15 protein-coding genes and 1 riboswitch are annotated in these 19,778 nt (G+C 45.0%); of the genes, 3 read left to right on the forward strand and 12 right to left on the reverse strand.

Annotation, left to right across the window (positions count from 1 at the left end; genetic code table 11):
* Positions 1-86: 86 nt before the first annotated feature.
* Positions 87-998 carry a cation diffusion facilitator family transporter gene (locus A8806_RS03480; RefSeq protein ID WP_181368564.1) on the forward strand — a complete coding sequence of 304 codons (912 nt, stop codon included), beginning with the start codon at positions 87-89 and terminating at the stop codon, positions 996-998.
* An 8-nt stretch (positions 999-1,006) separates the two neighbouring features.
* Here the strand turns inward: A8806_RS03480 and A8806_RS03485 are convergent, their stop codons facing one another.
* From A8806_RS03485 to A8806_RS03540, 11 genes are all read right to left on the reverse strand, one after another.
* Positions 1,007-2,203 (reverse strand): DUF6070 family protein, encoded by a 1,197-nt coding sequence (locus A8806_RS03485; protein ID WP_242995941.1) that lies wholly within the window; start codon positions 2,201-2,203, stop codon positions 1,007-1,009.
* A 218-nt stretch (positions 2,204-2,421) separates the two neighbouring features.
* Positions 2,422-3,558: a metallophosphoesterase gene (locus A8806_RS03490; protein ID WP_109729746.1), complete on the reverse strand. Its 1,137-nt coding sequence runs from the start codon at positions 3,556-3,558 to the stop codon at positions 2,422-2,424.
* A 12-nt stretch (positions 3,559-3,570) separates the two neighbouring features.
* Complete coding sequence (locus A8806_RS03495) at positions 3,571-4,287, reverse strand: nitroreductase family protein (protein ID WP_109729747.1); 717 nt, start codon at positions 4,285-4,287, stop codon at positions 3,571-3,573.
* 153 nt (positions 4,288-4,440) lie between these two features.
* Complete coding sequence (locus A8806_RS03500) at positions 4,441-5,478, reverse strand: LacI family DNA-binding transcriptional regulator (protein WP_109729748.1); 1,038 nt, start codon at positions 5,476-5,478, stop codon at positions 4,441-4,443.
* Positions 5,479-5,522: 44 nt separating this feature from the next.
* Positions 5,523-7,874: a hypothetical protein gene (locus tag A8806_RS03505; protein WP_109729749.1), complete on the reverse strand. Its 2,352-nt coding sequence runs from the start codon at positions 7,872-7,874 to the stop codon at positions 5,523-5,525.
* 25 nt (positions 7,875-7,899) lie between these two features.
* Entirely contained in the window at positions 7,900-9,501 is a 1,602-nt protein-coding gene (locus A8806_RS03510) for a glycoside hydrolase family 43 protein (RefSeq protein WP_207657844.1), read from the reverse strand.
* A 15-nt stretch (positions 9,502-9,516) separates the two neighbouring features.
* Positions 9,517-11,835 (reverse strand): glycoside hydrolase family protein, encoded by a 2,319-nt coding sequence (locus A8806_RS03515; RefSeq protein WP_109729750.1) that lies wholly within the window; start codon positions 11,833-11,835, stop codon positions 9,517-9,519.
* Between the two features lie 2 nt (positions 11,836-11,837).
* On the reverse strand, positions 11,838-12,827 hold the full coding sequence (locus A8806_RS03520; RefSeq protein ID WP_207657845.1) for an ABC transporter permease: 990 nt from the start codon (positions 12,825-12,827) through the stop codon (positions 11,838-11,840).
* The gene (locus tag A8806_RS03525; protein ID WP_109729862.1) at positions 12,808-14,328 is read right to left on the reverse strand and encodes a sugar ABC transporter ATP-binding protein; all 1,521 of its coding nucleotides are present in this window, start codon (positions 14,326-14,328) and stop codon (positions 12,808-12,810) included. The genes A8806_RS03520 and A8806_RS03525 overlap by 20 nt, the downstream gene beginning before the upstream one ends.
* A 31-nt stretch (positions 14,329-14,359) precedes the next feature.
* Positions 14,360-15,337 carry a sugar ABC transporter substrate-binding protein gene (locus A8806_RS03530; protein ID WP_109729752.1) on the reverse strand — a complete coding sequence of 326 codons (978 nt, stop codon included), beginning with the start codon at positions 15,335-15,337 and terminating at the stop codon, positions 14,360-14,362.
* Positions 15,338-15,544: 207 nt separating this feature from the next.
* Complete coding sequence (locus A8806_RS03540) at positions 15,545-16,471, reverse strand: alpha/beta hydrolase (RefSeq protein ID WP_109729754.1); 927 nt, start codon at positions 16,469-16,471, stop codon at positions 15,545-15,547.
* 279 nt (positions 16,472-16,750) lie between these two features.
* On the opposite strand from A8806_RS03540, the gene A8806_RS03545 reads away from it, so the two are divergent.
* Complete coding sequence (locus tag A8806_RS03545; RefSeq protein WP_109729755.1) at positions 16,751-17,053, forward strand: hypothetical protein; 303 nt, start codon at positions 16,751-16,753, stop codon at positions 17,051-17,053.
* A gap of 110 nt (positions 17,054-17,163) precedes the next feature.
* Here A8806_RS03545 and A8806_RS03550 read toward each other — a convergent pair whose 3' ends face one another.
* Positions 17,164-17,394 (reverse strand): hypothetical protein, encoded by a 231-nt coding sequence (locus tag A8806_RS03550; RefSeq protein ID WP_181368565.1) that lies wholly within the window; start codon positions 17,392-17,394, stop codon positions 17,164-17,166.
* A 551-nt stretch (positions 17,395-17,945) separates the two neighbouring features.
* Positions 17,946-18,041: riboswitch (purine riboswitch) on the forward strand.
* Between the two features lie 320 nt (positions 18,042-18,361).
* Between A8806_RS03550 and A8806_RS03555 the strand changes: the two genes are divergently transcribed.
* Positions 18,362-19,735: an NCS2 family permease gene (locus A8806_RS03555; RefSeq protein ID WP_109729756.1), complete on the forward strand. Its 1,374-nt coding sequence runs from the start codon at positions 18,362-18,364 to the stop codon at positions 19,733-19,735.
* The last annotated feature ends 43 nt before the right edge of the window (positions 19,736-19,778 follow it).

A 19,778-nucleotide genomic window follows, 5' to 3' on the forward strand; every position in this document is an offset into this window, starting at 1 on the left:
TCATTAGGTACCTTACTTAAATCTCCTCACTACTGTCTGACATGTACACTATTTAACCATTTACATATATGAAAGGAGACCTTATTATGAATACCTCAAATCCCCTCTCTGAACGTGACACTGCCGGCAAGAATGCCGGATGGACCGGGCTTTTCGGTAATCTTATTCTGACACTCGTAAAATTCGCCATCGGTTATTTCAGCAACAGTATTGCTGTCATCGCCGACGCCTTCAATAATCTGACAGACTGTATTTCCTCAGTGATAACTATATTCGGTTTTAGTATTGCAGGCAGGAAAGAAGACCGGGTACATCCTTACGGACATGGGCGTATCGAGTATATCTGTGGATTCACAATCTCGATTTTTATCCTTATCACCGCCGTCTCCGTAGGAAAAGACTCCATAAAGCGGCTCATCCATCCGGAGACAATCCATTTTTCCACAGCCATTATACTTATCCTGCTGATGAGCGTTCTGATAAAGCTCATTATGGCCTGGCTGGTAAACCGTACAAACAAGACGATTTCCTCCCCAGCCCTGAAAGCAGTCAGAAATGACAATCTGTCTGATGCTCTTGTGACTGCGGTAACACTGAGCGGAATCCTAATTGCTCCTTTCACCTCTTTTCCGGTCGATGCCCTGCTAGGGCTTCTCGTGTCCTTGTCCGTCCTCTGGTCAGGACTCACTTCGTTCGCTGAAAACTTTGCTTTACTACTCGGAAAAGGTGCGGACTCTGAGACGGAACAGAAGGTCCGGCAGATGCTCTTAGATTATCCGCTGATCAGAAGCGTTGAAACGATTGCACTTCATGATTACGGCCCGGAAGAAAAGTTTGCCTTTATCAAGGTCACATTTCAAAGCTCCCCGCATACCCCGGAGGCTTCTGGGACGTTAGATCAGATCAAGCTGAGGCTGAGGTCAGAATTACATATAGAAGCCACACTCTACTGGGATCTGGCCGATAAAAAGGCTCTTAGAAAGGAACCTGCCATTTAGCAGGAGCTTTACTGCGTATTCCGGTAAAAAGCTGTCCATTCCTCCTGCGATAAACGCGGCGTATACCAAACTGCCCCATTACTGTCCGGCAGTGGTACCACCCTGTTTGAGACATACTGGAAGGCCCCGTTTTCAAGTGGGCGGACCACAAGCTCACTGGTAAATGCACAGCTTTGCATTTCCATCTGCCATACTGCATTCACTGTGAGTTTAAGCGTTCCGTCCTCTTGTTCTTCACATGCGGTCACTTCCGGCTCCGGTTCGTAGGGAGTTTCTGCGTCATGCATCCCCCGCGGCCTGTACAGGTATGTTTTGCTTTCCCGCTGATACATCGTTTTTTCCCTCAGAAGGGTGCTGTCTATTCCGATATATGTCTGGATCACTTCCTCCAATTCCTTTTCCGGAACCTCGTACTCTTCCCCTCCATATCCGGATTCGTATGGTACATAGTCCCCATATTTCAGCTTATACATCTCCTCATAGAGGTCATAGAAATCAAGCGCACCATAATCAGACGCACTCCAGTCCGTAATCAGCAGATTGTTTCTCTCGTACCCGAGCGGCATGACATACTGCCGATTAAGTTCACGCAGGCTCCGGTCCAGCGGTTTTACCCGGATTGCCGTAATCCCCGGTGCCCCGTCATACCCGGGCATATGGTATTGTTCGATGAAGATGTATCCTTCCTTTGTATATTTCCACGTATGGGCCGTGAACCTTTCATAAAATTCCGCCGACGGAAGGCCGTCTTTCCAGAACAGAGAACTTCTCAAAACTTTCACTTCCCCATCCTTTGTTCTCAGGTCATACCGGACGAATCCACCATCATTCCCGATGATCAATATAGTGGCCTGATCCTCCTCTTTGTTCCCAACGCTCTTACAAAACTCTTCCGCCTGTCCCGGGTTCACCATATCAATCTGATTTCCCATATCTACAGCCGTGTACCCTTTATCTCCCAGACTGGCTATGATTTTTTCCTTTACCTCAAGCGAGTTAATATTATCCTCCTGATACGCCTGCTCATAAATTTCCCGGTAACATTCCGCAATCTTCTCCGAATCCTTATGTATTGTCGCCCCGCTGTCCTGCTTATTTTCATCCGTTCTGTGAACATCTCCTGCCGGTTCGCTGTCCGCAGCCGCACAGCCCGTTATTCCCATGAGCAATAAGATAATGAAAATGAATATCCTTCTAAGCCTCATCTTTTCTCCTTTTTCTTACATTTGTAATATTTTACCGTAAAAAAATTTATACTGCCGTTTATTAAATCTTACATCTGTAATACTATTAAGTCAAGGAGAAAGTAAATGATGTCAGATCTTCATCTGTTCTTATCGTATAAAAGCACCCAAGTCGTTACTATGCACGCCTTTCGAGCGTGCACAGTGTAACCCACTTGAATGCCCTGTCTTCTTACTTATTATAAGGTCACCTGAATCACCGCAACCTCACTGTCCGTCCCAATCCGAAACGGCGGTCCCCATGTTCCCGCACCCGAAGTAACGACCGCCTGAGGGCTCTTAGCGTCTTTCCGGTAATATCCATAGTTCACATCCATCGTGGCTTCGTTAATCAGGTTAGCCGGGAAGAACTGTCCCCGGTGGGTATGTCCGCATAAGATGAGATCCGTCCTCCTGTCATATTCGCCAATATTCTCCGGCTTATGATCCAGCACAATCCTTGGCAGATTCTCTTTCTTTGCAGTATCGTCAATCTCAGTTCTGTCTGCGCCCTGATTGCCGATCGGTCCCGAATCCTTTCTGCCCGCCAGAATCAGCCTGCCGTCAATCACCACCTCTTCATCCTGAAGCAGGCGTACCTGCGCTTTCTCCAGAAACTCCAGCATTCCTTCATATCCCGCCCCGGCATCATGATTTCCAAGACAGGCATAGACGCCATAGGGGGCGTTTATTTCCCGGAATAGTTTTTGAAGACCAGACGGATTCTCCAGTGCCGTAATATCTCCGTCAAATATATCTCCCGCTATACATACGAGATCTGGTTCCGCCGCATTTACTGCCGCAACGATTTTTTCCAAATGTGTTTCCCCTACGACATATCCCAGATGTATATCGCTGATCAGGGCAATTTTCATCGAATCTGCTTTCCCGTCTTCCTTTAGTACAACCTCATAGTTTTTCGTCTGAATCCCCGACGCATGAATCCCTCCGTACACAGATAGCACCACGGATAAAACCAATGCAGCCGTTCCCGCCGCAAGAGCCGCCCCTTTCGGCAGTGGTGACGTAAACATCCGGCTCAGCCTGAGCACGAATATAACGAGATCTGTAAAGTTTACAAACATCACCAAATAAACAGCCACACCCAATGCATAATGGTCCGCAAGGAAAACCTCTCTTGGAATCCGGCTGTCAGGCAAGCGGCTGAGGACAAATAAGACAATGACAGAAGTCATAATAATGCCATATATTACCCCGAATGCAAGAGGACTGGTGCCTGAAAGAAGCGGCCTGAACCAAAGAAAAAGTTTTCTGCCCGTATTTACAATCAGCCCTATAAAAGCCCCTAAAAATACTAGAATCATTAGAATCTGCATTATTCTTTTCTCCTATTTGACAGTTCCTACATAAGAAAACCCGGACGGCGGTGCCGGAACTCCCTCTTCCATTACAGCAAATTCAAACGTCCTTCCCTCATGTTCGCCTGCCACGGCTAAATGGCAGAGGGCAATGCCTACATCCAAGTTAGTAAGATTATACATCTTGCTGAGCAGGCCGCCGAGATTTGGTTTGTAATAAGTATGGATCTTTCCGCCATCCACAATAAAATACCAGGGCTGGCCGTTCATGCCGGACGGTGCAAGCCTCGCCGCTTCCAGACGTGAATCCCTCCCACCTGTTATTTCACTCATTGCTTTACGTTTAAATTCTTCCGTTTTCCTCACAGCCGGCTCTGCCGGTTTTCCGAATGCAATCCCTATAATATAGTCCGGATCCGGCTCTTTTGGTTTCACACCTGCAAGCCACCGGGTCGCATATCCCTGTGCATACAGCCAGAGCTCGGCATGCTGGTATAAATATCCCGCCGCCGTATTGCGCAGCGGATGCTTTTTACCGGAAATCAGCAGGAAATGGGGTGCTTTCGGAAGAGCCATCCCTTTCACATCCCTGCCTGAGACGATCTCATGTTTCAGTTCCACATCGGGCAGCAGCGGTTTTACCACCGCCAAAAAGTCACCAAGCTTTGAAAGAATATCCTTAGGAAGCGGTGACGGGTCAAATTTGCGCGTAGAAGCGCGGGTAAATATTGGTGAATATAAATCCATAGTTTTTCTCCTTTGACTAAACTCGTATAGTTTGAATTATACTCGGCCCAGTCAGAAATGCAACCGGCACTTACTCCGATTTGTTCAAAATCAAAGGTAAAGTTGAAGATCCGGGCACACCTTTTTCGATGTGCCCGGATCTTTCCTCATTCTCTACACTTTACCTGCTATGTTTTGCTTTATATGGATTGAAAGTTCTGTTAAATATTGATTTGCAGGTTCTATCCCCAAACCTATAAAATCATACAAAATCTGAAGCGGCAGTGCCCCTTGTTTTTCCGGCTGCTGACCGATTGTCGCAGAAATGATGCCTCTGTCCATAAAGCTTTTCTGTTTATTATTCACGTCATTTGTAATGATTTTGATTCTTCTTTCTTTGTCCAGCTTCTCAACTTCTTCACAAATGCTGTAGTCTCCCGGATTGATGATATATAAAGCCTCTAAATGGCCCTCCCTTTTCACCACATCCAGAATGTTTGAATAATCGCCCTTCTGAAAAACAAAATTAGAGTCTCTGTTAACAATCTCTATCTGTGGATATTCCTCATCAAGCTCTTTAATAAAGCCCTCCAGCCTCTGTCTGAAAGCCGGTGACTGTTCATCAAAGCTGGTTGCCAGAGCGATCTTCCCCTTTTCCCGCGTTACCAGAGATATCAAACCGGCAGCTACTTTTCCTGAATCGTAATAATCACATCCTACATAAGAAAGTCTTTGGACATCTTCCATATCAAGGTTGAAAAATACCATAGGAACCTTTCGGGCATTCATTTTATTCACAAATGTCTGTACGGACGACATCTTAAGCGGCACCAGTGCAATTCCATCCAAATCGTCTTCCTCTGCTTCCCTGAGAAGTGGTGCGATAACCTTATCTGACAATTCTTTTATCAGGTAAAAATGAACAGTAACACCATATGTCTTTAACTCTTCCGCTTTTTTGCAGGCCGCCCTGTACACGTCTGCGAAGAACAAATCCACCGGGGTATCGCACACAATGAATCCCAGCCTGATCTTCTTCTTCCTTGCTGCCAGCATCTGCCCGGCCATATTGGGTTCATAGCCTAACTTATCCGCTATTTCTTTTACCTTGTGATATGTTTCCGCATTCACCCCGGGCCGGTTATTCAGCACCCTGTCCACTGTTCCTCTTGATACACCTGCTATTTCTGCTATCTTCTTAATCGTTACCATACCTTCATCCTCATCTGTGTGATTCTTTTGCTTTCATAAGTATATCACGCCTTCGGCCATTCTTGTTTAATTCTCATGAAAATTTTTCCAAAATCCAGCGTATCATAATTTTTCCCGAGAGAATCCAGATTCAGAAGTGCCATACCATTTACAAAACCGTTACACGTATCGTTATCATCCCCTTTATTCTTTGCCGCAGCTCCCGAAAATTCTTTATACTCCGTATCTGCCAGCCACAAGGAAGTCATATATCCCTCACACTGGACTCCGGGCATCGCATAGCCATACATATCTGCCGGAGACGAAAGCCCGTACTGCATCCCTTTTGTCACGGCCTCAGCAAGTTTTACAAGCTTCTCATCCCTGCAGTATTCTGCCAGCCTTAAAAGTTCCGGAACCACTTCCTGAAAGGAACAGTCTACATAACTTCCGGCAGGTATTACATCACATCCGGCCCAGCCTGTTGTCTTGAATTTATGCCTGCCTAAAAGTGTATTTTCATCAAACGGGATATCCCACAGATAAGTCCAGCTTGCAAGAATTCTTGCGGCATCTAATGCACCGGAAAGGTACTCCACGTTTTTAGTCTCTTCATATACCGCCAGCAGGCTCCTCATGACAAACATGACGCTTGCGGCATCCAATTTCACTGACTTTTTATGGGATGTATCATTAATGCCCCCTATATATTCTGCCTCTGCGGCATAATTCGCAAGGATAAAATCTGCTGCTCTTTCCGCCGCATCCAAATACTTCTTCTCCCCTGTATACCGGCTGACTTCCACAAGCAGGGGGATCGGGAAAATCGCACCAGAACCACGTTCTTTTTCTGAACTCCCGAACCATTCCAGAGGATATACCAATGGTTCTCCCTCCATTGTATACCCGCGGTTCCATGAACCGTTCGTATTCTGCATCTTAAGAAGCCTTTCACAGAAATCCAGAACGGCTGCGAGCCATTTCGGATGCTCCTGTCCATTTTCCTTCTCCGCCAGATAACACTTCATCAGATAGTACATCGTATCCGTCATGGATCTGGAATAATTCCCCTTTACTTTGCCAAGTTCCCCTGCAATACTCATCAATGCCCCGACCACTTGATTTCCGAGGTAATCTTCTAATTCTTTTCTGTCATTTGAATATTGGAAAGGAAGTAATATTCCTGTCCACCAATACACCGTTTTTTCTTTATCCACATGATACAGCCCCACAGGAAGACCAGACTTTTCTATACAGTTTTCCACAAAATAGTCCAATGTCTTTAGCGCGCTTTCCCGATAATCTTCCCGGCAGGTCACACCGTCCGCTCCTTCCCATGCAGCCGTAAGCATATCCAGTGCCAGCAGCGTCTGTGCACCGCAAAAACCATATTCCAGAAGATTCTGTTCCCCATAGCCCTGCCGCGGGGAAAAATGAATAAAATATCCGGCCGGTTTTCCTTTCTTATCAGGAAATTCCCGGAAACTATGAAGAACCATTTCCCTTCTGTAATGTCTTGATTCCTCCAGCCCAACCGGCGGCCTTATCTCACCATGAAGAAGCCGCTCCATCTGCATGGCTGTCGTCTGCCACGAGGCGTCTGTAAGGTTTCGTGCCTTCCCAGTCTGCAATAAGTAAGACATTTCAGAAACCATTCCTTCCTTTACTGCTTTGTAAGCCTCCCACCCGGAACCATCCACATTCAGACAGAATGTATTCCGTTCACAAAATGGATAATCACAGCGCAGAATATACTCTCCTGCGTGGTATTCTGAAGGTGCCATGCCCAGAGACCCAATATCCGTATCATGGATAAAATACCGTTTCTGAATCTGCTGGCGCGTAATGGTCGTATCTTTTTGTGGAAGATCCGCTCTGATCAGGGATACATAATATTTGCTTTTCCGGGCATAAGAGGTTACGGATAAAGAAGGGTTTCTGTCATCCTTATAATCCTGACTGTATGTGCCAAGGTAATCCTCCACCCCGTCTTCATCTGTATCATTCTTATTATAAAATGCCCCCGGGACGATAAACTGATAATCATCAAAAGACTTTTCCAGACCGCCCCTGCACCTGAACTCAGTCGTCAGGTGAATCCCTGTTTCTTTCACACACCGGATACACTCCAGTTTCCTGTCCAGCCTTACCGCCTCTTCTTCCACCGTCCATAAATCTGTTATCTTATACTGGCTGCCATATAAATCTTTGGCCTCCACCTCTCCTAAGTATCCCTCTTTTGTTGTACTCCACACATCATAGCGCAGTTTCTTTTTAGCACCTTTTATGTCTTTGAGTACAACCGGGAAATCCAGAAAGATACTGAAAGCCGGATCCTCTCCGTTTCTGTCATCCCCTGCAGTAATCAGCAGCGAATATTTTTCATACCGGCGGATAAACTCAATTTTAGTGTCCAATACTTTCGCTCCCTTCCAGTGTGTATCATGCCTCCCCGCCTGAAGGCGAATAAGTCAGATACTCAAATTCCGCCGGACAGCGCTGCCCTGAGGTATCCTGACAGCAGAGTACAATGAATGTCCCTGTAAATCTCAGGCCATGCTCGGCCTCATTATAATAATCATCCGACAGCTTCGTAGCGTCCAGTTCTTCCCCGATCTCAAAATAGTTTTCTCCATCCGGTGACCAGCTAAACTGCGCCGTCTTATTCTTTACATTCATTCTCATGTATACATTGTTTTCTCCATCAGCTATCTGGCATCTTTCTCCGCTTACACTTATTTCCCCGTGGTCGCAGATAATCATGGATACAGTTCTTCCCAGCACTTCATCCCAGGAAACATTCAGGTAAAAATAGTTCGTAGTATCATAATACAATGCCATTCCTGCCATCTGCTGGTAATTCACCGGCCAAAACCGTACACTTGTCTCTGCCATAAAATCGAAGTGTTCTCTGCGTATTCCAACCAGACTCTGTGTATGTAAAGACTCCATAGACTCTTTCCCATACAGAACCAGTGACTGCCTCTCCTCGTTAAAAGCCATCCACCTTTGGTCAAGAGGAATACGCAGAGTTTGGAATTCATCCGGAAGTTTCGCCGGGAACACCCTTTTTGCAGGCCTCTCGCTGACAATAAAATCCGAAAGGCCCGGAGACGGAACTTCATTCTGTGGCAGCCCGGACGGGTGGTCGATTACAAACCAGCCATCCTCTGTCATCTTAAGTTTCTGGATAGATGTCTCCCTGCCCAGCATGCATCGCTTATGGACACCTTCCGGTCTGCCGCACAGGTGTGCCATATACCACTCCCCATTCTGTGTACATACCAGACTTCCGTGTCCACATTTCTGCAGTCGCAGTTCCGGATGTCCGAACGATGTCATCAATGGATGGTATGGTGACAGTTCATATGGCCCCTCTATATTTTTTGACCGTGCAACGGTCACTGCATGTTCATAAAATGTTCCGCCCTCTGCACACACTAAATAGTACATGCCGTTTATTTTATACAGGTGGGGACCTTCCGTCACTCCTATGCTGCTCCCCTTGAATATCTGTACAGGCTCCCCCTTCATACATTGCTGTTCTGGGTCATACTCCTGCAGCGCAATACCGTCGAATGGATCGTTTTTATCCCGGTGGTCCCAGATCTGATTTAAGATATATTTTTTCCCGTCATCATCGTGGAAAAGGGAAGGGTCAAACCCACTGCTGTTGAGGTACACAGGATCGGACCACGGGCCATGTATATCCCTGCTGTATGTTAAAAAGTTATCCACATCTTTATAATAATTACGGAATGTTTTCACATTAGAATATACAAGATAGAACATCCCATCCTCATATGTAAGACAAGGCGCCCACACCCCTCCGGAATCCGGCACCCCGGTCATATCAAGCAGCCGCTTTTCATCCAGCGGCCGGCCGGTAAACTCCCAATGTACTAAATCCCTGCTGTGGTACAATTCCACCCCGGGAAACCATTGAAACGTTGACGTTGCAATATAATAATCATCTCCGGCCCTGCATATGCATGGATCCGGGTGAAATCCCCGCAGAACCGGATTTTTAATCATTTCTGCCATATAGCTCCTCCATCCCTATCCGGCCATAATCTGCCGTATGATTGTGTCAAAATCCATTGTCCTGTATTCTCTGGACAAATAATCAAGATTCAGCAGCGCCTGTCCATTCACCAGACCATTGCACGTATCGTTATCGTCCCCTTTGTTTTTCGCCGCTGCTCCCGAAAATCCTTTATACTCCGTATCTGCCAGCCATAAGGAAGTCATATACCCTTCACACTGTACCCCCGGCATTGCATATCCATACATATTCTGAGGCATCGACAGACCGTGCTGCATCCCCCTTGTCACGATCTTTGCCAGTACAGCCAGATCTTCATCCTTACAGTATTCTGCAATACGCAGCAGTTCCGGAATAAATTCAACAAATTCACAGTCCACATAGCTTCCTGCCGGGATGACATCACATACGGCCCAGCCTGTGGTTTTAAATCCATGTTTTCCAAGAAGTGTATCCTTATCAAACGGAATATCCCAGAGGTATGTCCAGCTTGCTAAAATACGTGCCGCATCACGCGCGCCTGCAAGAAGTTTTACATCTCTTGTCTGTTCATACACGACCAGCATGGTACGCATCGCAAACATAACGCCTACTGCGTCAATCTTTACAGACTTCCTGTGGGTTGTATCATTGAGGCCTCCGATGTATTCTACATTTCCGGCATAATTATCATATACGAAATATGCGGCCCTTTCGGCTGCCCTCAAATATTTTTCTTCCTTAGTAAACCGGTACAGTTCCGTCAGGACCTGGGCCGGGAAGATTGCACCTGACCCCTGTTCCTTTTCAGAGGCACCAAACCACTGCGGCGGGTTCGTAATCGGCTTCCCATCCATCGTATATCCACGGTTCCACGAACCATTTCCATTCTGCATTTCTAAGAGCTTGTCACAGAATTTCACAACGGCTTCCAGCCATTTTGGATGCTCAATCCCGCTTTCCCTCTCAAACAGATAACATCTCAGCAGATAGTGTATGGAATCTACCATAGACCTGCAATAATTACCCTTTACTTTTCTAAGTTCCCCTGCAATTTCCATCAGAGAACTTACGACCTGGTTCCCAAGATAGGCTTCCAGCTCATCCCGGTCATCTGAGTACTGGAATGGGAAAAGAATCCCGGTCCACCAGTACACATACTCTTCTTTATCTACATTATAAATCCCATTTGGAAGCCCGGATTCTTCTATGCAGTTTTCCACAAAATAATCGACCGTCTTTACAGCCCTTTCCCTATATTCCTCAGAGCCGTTCTCCTTTGCCGCTTCCATCATATCTAAACTCAACAGAGTCTGTGCTCCGCAGAAGCCGTATTCAAGCAGATTCTGCTCACCATAGCGGCTGCGAGGGGAAAAATGGACAAAGTACCCCGCCGGCTTTCCTTTTTTATCCGGAAATTCCCTGTAACTGTTATGTATCATTTCACGTCTGTAATGCTTTGCTTCTTCCAGAGTAAACGATAATTCTACATCTGGGTCCATAATTCTTTGCATCTGAAGACGGGTCGTATTCCAGGACGCTTCCGTCAGACTTCCTGCCTCCCGGGCATATAGCAGATATTCCATACAAAAAACCTGATTCTCTACTACTTCTTTATATGCTGACCATTCTGAGCCATCCACGTTTAGGCAGAATGAATTTCTTTCATAAAAAGGATAGTCACATCTTAAGATAAATTCCTGTGTCCTGTACTCCGATGGCGAGATCCCTAATGACCCGATATCCGTATGGTGTATAAAATGCCTTGCACGGATCTGTTCCCGCGTTATTGTCTCATCTGTCTTTGGCAAATCACCCCTGATCAGTGAAACAAACCATCTGCTCTTTTTCCCATATGCAGTAACTGAAAGCGAAGGATTCCTATCGTCTTTATAATCCTGGTTAAAGGTCCCCAGATAATCATCCATGCCGTCCCCGTCTGTATCATTTTGATTGTATAAAGCTCCGGGGATTATGAATTGGTAATCGGAAAAATCTGCCGCTTCCAGATCTCTGCAGCGAAACTCGGATGTCAGTCGAATCCCTGTCTTTTCTTTTATTTCTTTACATGCAACCTGACGGCTGAGCTTATATCCGTTTTCTTCCTGACTCCATACATCTGTTATTTCATACTTATTGCCATATAAATCTTCGGCAGATGCCAAAGCTTCATATCCATTTTCCTTCTTCTCATAGCTGTCATACCGAAGTTTTTTTCCCGCACCTGAAATGTCCTGTAACACTACCGGGAAATCAAGAAATATCTCCAGTTTTTGCTCACCTTCCTGATGAAATCCTTTTATGACGATAGAATATTTTTCATACTGTCTGACAAACTCTAAATCTGTAAACATATTTAACCTCTTTTCTTAATGTGTAAACGTTTATTATTCCTTAAAGTATCCAGATATACTGCCAATAATATAAGAAGGCCTTTTACGATAATCTGCCAATATGATGTCACATGCAGCATATTCAGTCCATTATTCATAAAGCCGATTATGAGCACACCTATCATAACGCCTCCGGCAGTTCCGATTCCCCCGTTAAAGCTGACACCGCCCAATACGGCTGCTGCAATTGCATTACATTCATATCCCGCACCGGATGCAGGCTGTGCGGAATAAACTCTGGATGCCAGCATGATACCCGCCATAGCGCTCATAACCCCTGTAAAGATAAACACACAGGCGGTTATTTTCCTTACCTTGATTCCTGCATACACGGCCGCACTCTTATTTCCACCTATTGCGTACATTCCTCTTCCAAATTTTGTCTTATTCAGCAGAATGCAGGTAAAGGCCAGACAGACAATAATCACGATTCCCAAAATGGGGACAGGGCCTATATACCCGGTGCCGATCGCGCTAAATTTTTCATCATAGCACATGATAGATTTGCCATTCGTCATTAAATATGCCGCTCCCCTGAAACACTGCTGTGTAGCCAGAGTGATGATAAAACTGGGAATCGTTGTAAATGTTGCAAGCAATCCATTGATCATCCCGCAGAAAGCACCAAATACCAGCGTAATAATAAGCGCCGCCTCCGTAGGTATACCGCCTTCTATCATGGAAACACATACACAGCCGCTCAGTGCAAGCACACTGCCTACAGAAAGGTCAATGCATCCTATAATTAGCACCATTGCCATCCCAAATGCCAATACCGAATCCACACTGATCTGCCGCATGACTGATAAAATATTATCTGTTGTCAGAAACGTATCTGTAAATATTGACAGTGCCGATACAATCAGCAGCAGAGCTATCAGTATCATAGAATTACGCTTCAGGAACTTTAGCAGGCTTTTTTGATTTGTTATCTTATCCGTTATAGGTTTCATGTTCATATCCTCCTGTTGCATAATGCATTATCTGCTCCTGTGTAACCTCTTCTTTATCCGGTTCAAAAAACCTGACCAGCTTTCCTTCACACATCACGCCTATTCTGGAGCTCATATTCATAACCTCTGGTAATTCTGACGAAATCAGGATAATTGCTACTCCTGTTTCTGCGATTTTACATATCAAATGATATATATCAGATTTTGCCCCCACATCCACGCCTCTGGTAGGCTCGTCCAGAATCAGTATTTTAGGATTGGACGCCAGCCATTTTGAAATCACAATTTTCTGCTGGTTCCCCCCGCTCAGCTCCACGGCAAGCTGCTCTGTACCTGCCATTTTTATTTCGAGCTGGCTGATATATTCCTCTAATATCTGTTTTTCCTTTTTGGCATCAACAGATATTCCCTTTATGAACTCATCCATGACTGTAACGGTCATATTGAAGGAAATTGAATTTTCCAAAAATAAACCATTCTCTTTCCGGTCCTCCGGCACAAGCGCTATCTTTTTCCTGATTGCTTCCCCCGGCGATTTTATCGTGCATTTCTTACCATCTATATAGAGACTGCCGGAAAGAATCTCATCCAGTCCAAAGACCGCCTTTGCCAGTTCTGTACGCCCGGCTCCCATGAGTCCTGTTATTCCCAAGATTTCACCTTCCGCAAGGGAAAAACTGATGTCCTCTACCTTTTCCGTTGTCAGGTGTTCAACCCTGAGTATTTCTTTTCCAAGCCTGACTTTATAATCCGGATAGTAATCTTCTATTTTATGTCCCACCATATTCTGGATAATCTGCTCATAACTGATATCCCGGATGGAAGTAGTCAGAATATGATGACCGTCCCGCATAATTGTTATGCTGTCCGCGATCTGATTGATTTCCTCCATTTTGTGGGAAATGTAAATGATCGATACTCCTTTCCGGCTCAATGTTTTTATCTGCTCAAACAGAAACTCTACTTCTCTGTCAGTCAGGGAAGAGGTCGGCTCGTCCATGACTAAAATTCTGGAATTGGTGGAAAGTGCTTTCGCAATTTCCACCATCTGCTGCTGTGATATGCTCAGTTCTCTGACAATCGTATCCGGGCGAAGGCTTTCAAGGCCTATCCTCCCAAGAATCTCCGCCGCTTCCCTGTATATTTTCTGATAATCGATGAACCCCATTCTTGTCTTAAATTCCCGCCCAAGAAATATATTTTCACCGACTGTCATATCCTGCACAAGCACGATTTCCTGATGTATAATGGATACCCCCCGCTTCTGTGCGTCTTCAACAGAACCTATGCTGGTCTTCTCCCCGTCTATCAGGACCTCACCTGAATCACAGTCATAAATGCCTCCCAGTATTTTCATCAAAGTAGACTTTCCGGCACCATTCTCACCCGCCAAGGCCCTTACTTCTCCGGCATGCATACTAAAATCCAGATCATACAGTACCTGTACTCCGCCGAAACTCTTGTTTATGCCTTTCATCTGCAGAATGTAATCCTCATTCATCATCCACTTCTCCTTTGCGAAGCATTTTCTGCTACTCTATTCCCCAGTATTCTTTATATGTATCGAGGTCGTCAATCGTACACAGACTAAATTTCAAACGTGGGTCCTCACCGCATTTTCCTGTTTTCAGTACTTCAACTGCCCGTTCAGATGCCGCTGCTGCAAGCTCCTTCATTGGATAAACAGCCGTCACATCCAGTGCACCGTCTTCCATGTTCCGGATATCCGCGGAAAGCCCGTCCACATTGGCAACCAGAATATCATCAACCTTGCCTGCTGACCTGACTGCCGCCGCTATTCCAACACCGCAGTTTGAATTGTTTCCAAAGATTGCAGTAACATCGGGATACTGCTGCAGCCAGTCTTCCGTTTTCTTCATGGCTTCATCTTCTGTACATACTCCGTCGAAGACTTCCAGCACTTCAATCCCTTCATTTTCAGCCATAGCATCCTTGAAGCCGTCTCCTCTTTCCCTGCATACGAACGCCACGTCATAAGTAAGAATGCATACCTTCCCTTTTCCATCCAGTTCTTTTGCAACTTCTTTACCTACTTCATATCCTGCCGTATAGTTATCACTTGTAACAGAACCCGTAACAAGCTCCAAAAGATCATCACCAAGTATCTGGTTTACGCTCAAAACAGGGATTTCTGCCTTGTTGCATAGCTCAAATGCGGATTTTACACCTACGGAATCACACGCCTCTACGATAATCAGCTTGGCTCCCTGACTGATAAAATCTTCTACATCCTTTGTCTGCTGTGCCTGATCCAGATTTGCGTCTTTGATAACTGCCTGATAGCCCTCTTCCTCTACCTTTTCTTTGATCGTGTCACACATGATTGTAAGTCCTTCATTCGTATACATAGAGGTGGTAATCCCAATAAGCCCTTTATCTCCTCCCTCTGATTCCTTAGCGGTGCCCTCTTCTTTTTTACCTCCTGAACTACATGCACACATAGAAATAATGACACCGATACATAACATAATACTAAGAATCTTTTTCATAAAATTTACTCCTTTCAAATAAATATTCTGACTTCTTGTTTATTGTGCCCGTGCACGGACTTTCTTTTTTTCAGAATAGCACCCGTATTTTTAAATGTCAATTGTTTTTTGCTTTTCAATTTATTTTTGTATAATTTCGATATTTTTTGCTTGTAAATTTCTCTGTTTTTACCAATAAAAAAGGACCGTGCAAAATTGCACACGATCCTATATTTCCCCTGCTGTTTCCCGAAACAGTTCTTTTAACGCCTCCTTATATGCTTCTTCGTCCTTCAGATAGCTCATGCAGTGATCCGCCCCTTCCACAAGAAGCAGCTTTTTCTGAGCCGTACATGCCTCATAATTACGCACTGTCATCTCATATGGCACGAAAGTGTCTGCTTTTCCGTGGATAAACAGAACCGGTACCCTGCAGTGTCCCATCGCCTCCAGTGTACTGTATTCCTTCAGGCCATATCCTGCCCTTCTTTTAAACAGCCAGTTCAGCTGATCCATAACTGGATGTTCCGTGAGTTTGAAGTTCAGCTTACCGAACCGGTATACCATCTCATAGGGAGATGTGAATCCGCAGTCAGCTATGACACCTTTTACATCCCCGGGAAGTTCCTCCCCCGCTGCCATGAGCACTGTTGCGGCCCCCATTGACACCCCATACAGGTAGACCGGGAGTCCGCCCTGATTCCGCTTAATCAGCCAGTCCATCCATGCATGGCAGTCCTCCCTTTCCAGAACACCGAATCCCATATATCTGCCTTCACTTTCCCCCTGCGCTCTCTGGTCCACGAGAAGAAGACTCGTCCCCTCATCATAAAGCCACCTGATGCAGGGCCCGAAATCATGTCCCCAGGACCCCCTCCACCCATGAAACAGGGCAGCAATCCGTTTTGGGTTCTCAGCTTCCAGATAATATCCTTTCAGCTTCAGTCCGTCCCTGCTTTCGATCACTGCTTTTTCAGGGTTCATCCCTTCCATCCAGCAGACGCCCTCAGTACGCTTTGACTCCGGCTCTTTCTTCTTCCTTAGGAATATACAGCGCCGCCCTGCTGCCATATTAAAGAAGGCACCGACCGCCAGCACGTCAGCCGCTCCCAGTACCCCTGCCATAATTGAAAGCCCTTTCCACACACGTTTCATATTACTGCCATCCCTTTCTTCACAATTTATTATATATATGTTTACAATTCATTCAAATTTGTATCACAGTTTTTACACAAGTAAATCTTATACTATAATTGTTCAAAAGATAAGAACACTTTTTCATAAACTTTTTCCCCCTTAGAGTCACACACGGTGTGGCTCTTTCCTTTTGTATATCACACATATATCTCCTAAAAGTCTTAAAATGTTTTTCCAATTTAAAATTTATGCTATAATGTTCACGTTACTATATACTTCGGAAGGAGGAATTAACCCATGATTGATAAAAAGCTGATCCCCGTCCCGGGTTTGAAAAAGGAGCCCTTCTCCGGCTGTCACAAAGGCATGAGATACTATTTTGAAGCCGCCGCTGATAAAGAGACCTTTCTTGTCACGGTCTATCCCGAGCCCTGGTCCTTTGACAAGACACCGGATGAAAATAAAGAGCATGCATCTTTCCCGATGTCAGATGAGGGAATGGATTCTGCAATCCAGTGGCTCCATGAGATGTACGAAAAGAAGAAAGACTTCTGGCAGGACTCTGTCAGCAACAGTATGCATATTGTATATAAAAAATAAGAAGCTGCTGAAAATGTAAACTCTGTACAGGCTTTTCCTGCCCCGGCCTCTGGTCCGGGCAATCTCCTGACAGATTTTCACATTTTACGGCAGCCTATTTTTATCACTGATTATTCATCGAATTCCAATATTACACATTTCCCCATGAGGCTGGACTGAATATCCACTACGGTTCCCCGGGTTGTTTTCAGCCTTTCACGGTTCGGATAATTCCCGCTCATGGCAATCGCATGTTCTATCGTGTAGTAATAGGAACTGGGAAGTTTCCCTTCGATCACATTCACCTGATCTCCGATCTTCACTAACCCATCCCTGTCCATCGTAAATTCCATTCTTCTCATAAATCTCCACTCCTGCTGTTTTATCTCGTCATACATAATGCATTCTTCGCCGCAAATATGATAAAAGAATTATACCCCTTTCCCTGACTGGATTCAATTATCTCTATTCCTCTTTTTCACCTTTTATAAATATCTTATATTAAATTAATAAATATTTCCATTTCTCGTCACAATGCATTCACAATTGGTTGTTATTCTATATACATGAAAAACAGAAGACGATGGCTGCACTTGCAGCGTGCATCTGCGGCCATTGGACTTCGCCTAAAACTTACAATTAACAATTTCAGATAGATTTTCCCTTTTCTCTGGGCTGCTGCATGTATGACATGTCAGCAGTCCTTTCCTTTTCCTGCCCCAGCCTATTTTATCTGGGATAAGTTCCCTGACTGTTTTTCGCCCCCGCTTATTTAGTACTTTTTCACAATTTCTCTCTTCTTTTTTGGTCATCCACTATAATTTTCACAACTAATTTTCAATTTAGCATTGCATTTTCCCGGCAAATAGTGTATGGTAATTATAGGTTCCAAACGAATTTTTAGATAAACTAAATAATTTTTAGGTCGTAAATTTATATATGCCCATAATTGGTTGGGCGTCTCTACCAGCTACCGTAATAGCTGTCTATAAATTTCCCGTATGGATCATGGTGCAGGGAAATATAGACGAGTCCGGTAGTTTTTTTGTATCCAGATATTTCCTATCATCTCATCCATTTAGAATCATCGTACCTGTTCTGCTTCAGGAACAGTTACATACGGCATCAGATACAACAGCAGCCAACAGCCAGAATTCAGGAAAAAGGAGGTGTGTAAAACATAAGTTTCTCTCGAGAAACTCACGCCTGCGTCAGGCGCAGGACGGCATCTGCCATAACAGGCATGCTTTGACTGCTTAGAATATCAACCTAGAAAAAATGATTAGCTCACAGGGAAGATTTCCCGGGGAGTGGAGGTAGGAGGGAATTATGAATTTAGACAAAATATTTCATCTAAAAGAAAATCACACAGACGTTAAAACAGAGATTCTGGCGGGTATTACGACATTTATGACAATGGCTTACATCCTGGCCGTCAACCCTAACATTCTGGCTGAATCGGGAATGGACCGGGGGGCTGTATTTACGGCAACCGCCCTGGCAGCCTTTATCGCGACCTGCCTGATGGCCATCCTGTCCAATTACCCATTTGTTCTGGCTCCCGGTATGGGACTGAACGCTTACTTTACATACACGGTAGTCATGGGTATGGGATATGACTGGCAGATGGCTCTGAGTGCAGTATTCATTGAAGGTATTATTTTTATTGTTCTGTCACTGACCAATGTCCGTGAAGCCATCTTCAATGCGATTCCTATGAACCTGAAACATGCTGTTTCTGTAGGTATCGGATTATTTATCGCATTCATCGGACTTCAGAATGCCAAGATCGTTGTAGATTCCTCTACACTGGTTGGCGTATTCTCCTTTAAGAGTTCCATCGAGAACGGAACATTCAACACAGAAGGGATTACGGTGCTGCTGGCACTTGTCGGACTTCTGATCACTGCCATCCTTCTTGTAAAGAAGGTAAAAGGCAATATCCTGTGGGGAATCCTGATCACCTGGCTGCTCGGCATCGTCTGTCAGCTCGTCGGAATATACAAACCGACACCAGAGGCCGGATGGTTCAGCCTGCTCCCTGATTTTTCAGCAGGTATTTCTGTCCCGAGTCTTGCGCCGACATTCATGCACATGGATTTCTCAAAGGTATTTACACTGGACTTCGTAATCATCATGTTTGCATTCCTGTTTGTAGATATGTTCGATACGCTTGGAACCCTCATTGGTGTTGCATCCAAGGCTGATATGCTTGACAAAGACGGGAAGCTCCCGAGAATCAAGGGCGCCCTTATGGCAGACGCTGTCGGAACATCTGTTGGTGCCGCACTCGGAACATCTACGACAACTACATTTGTGGAAAGTGCATCCGGAGTATCTGAAGGCGGACGTACAGGACTGACAAGTATCACTGCTGCACTGCTCTTTGGACTGTCCCTGTTCCTGTCACCGATCTTCCTTGCAATCCCGTCGTTCGCAACTGCACCGGCGCTGATTATCGTAGGATTCCTGATGCTGACATCCATCGTTAAGATTGACTTTGAAGATTACACAGAGACCATCCCGGCATTCATCTGTATCATTGCAATGCCGTTTATGTACAGCATTTCCGAAGGCATCTCATTCGGAGTTATCTCTTATGTAGTCATCAATCTTGTAACAGGAAAGGCAAAAGAGAAAAAGATTAGTTTACTTATGTATATACTGGCCATATTGTTCGTTTTGAAATATGTGCTGATTTAAAAACGCAAAAAAGACGGGAAATGTTTTGGCTGACATTTCCCGT

It is taken from the genome of Faecalicatena orotica (genome assembly GCF_003149245.1).
GTDB lineage: Bacteria > Bacillota > Clostridia > Lachnospirales > Lachnospiraceae > Faecalicatena_A > Faecalicatena_A orotica.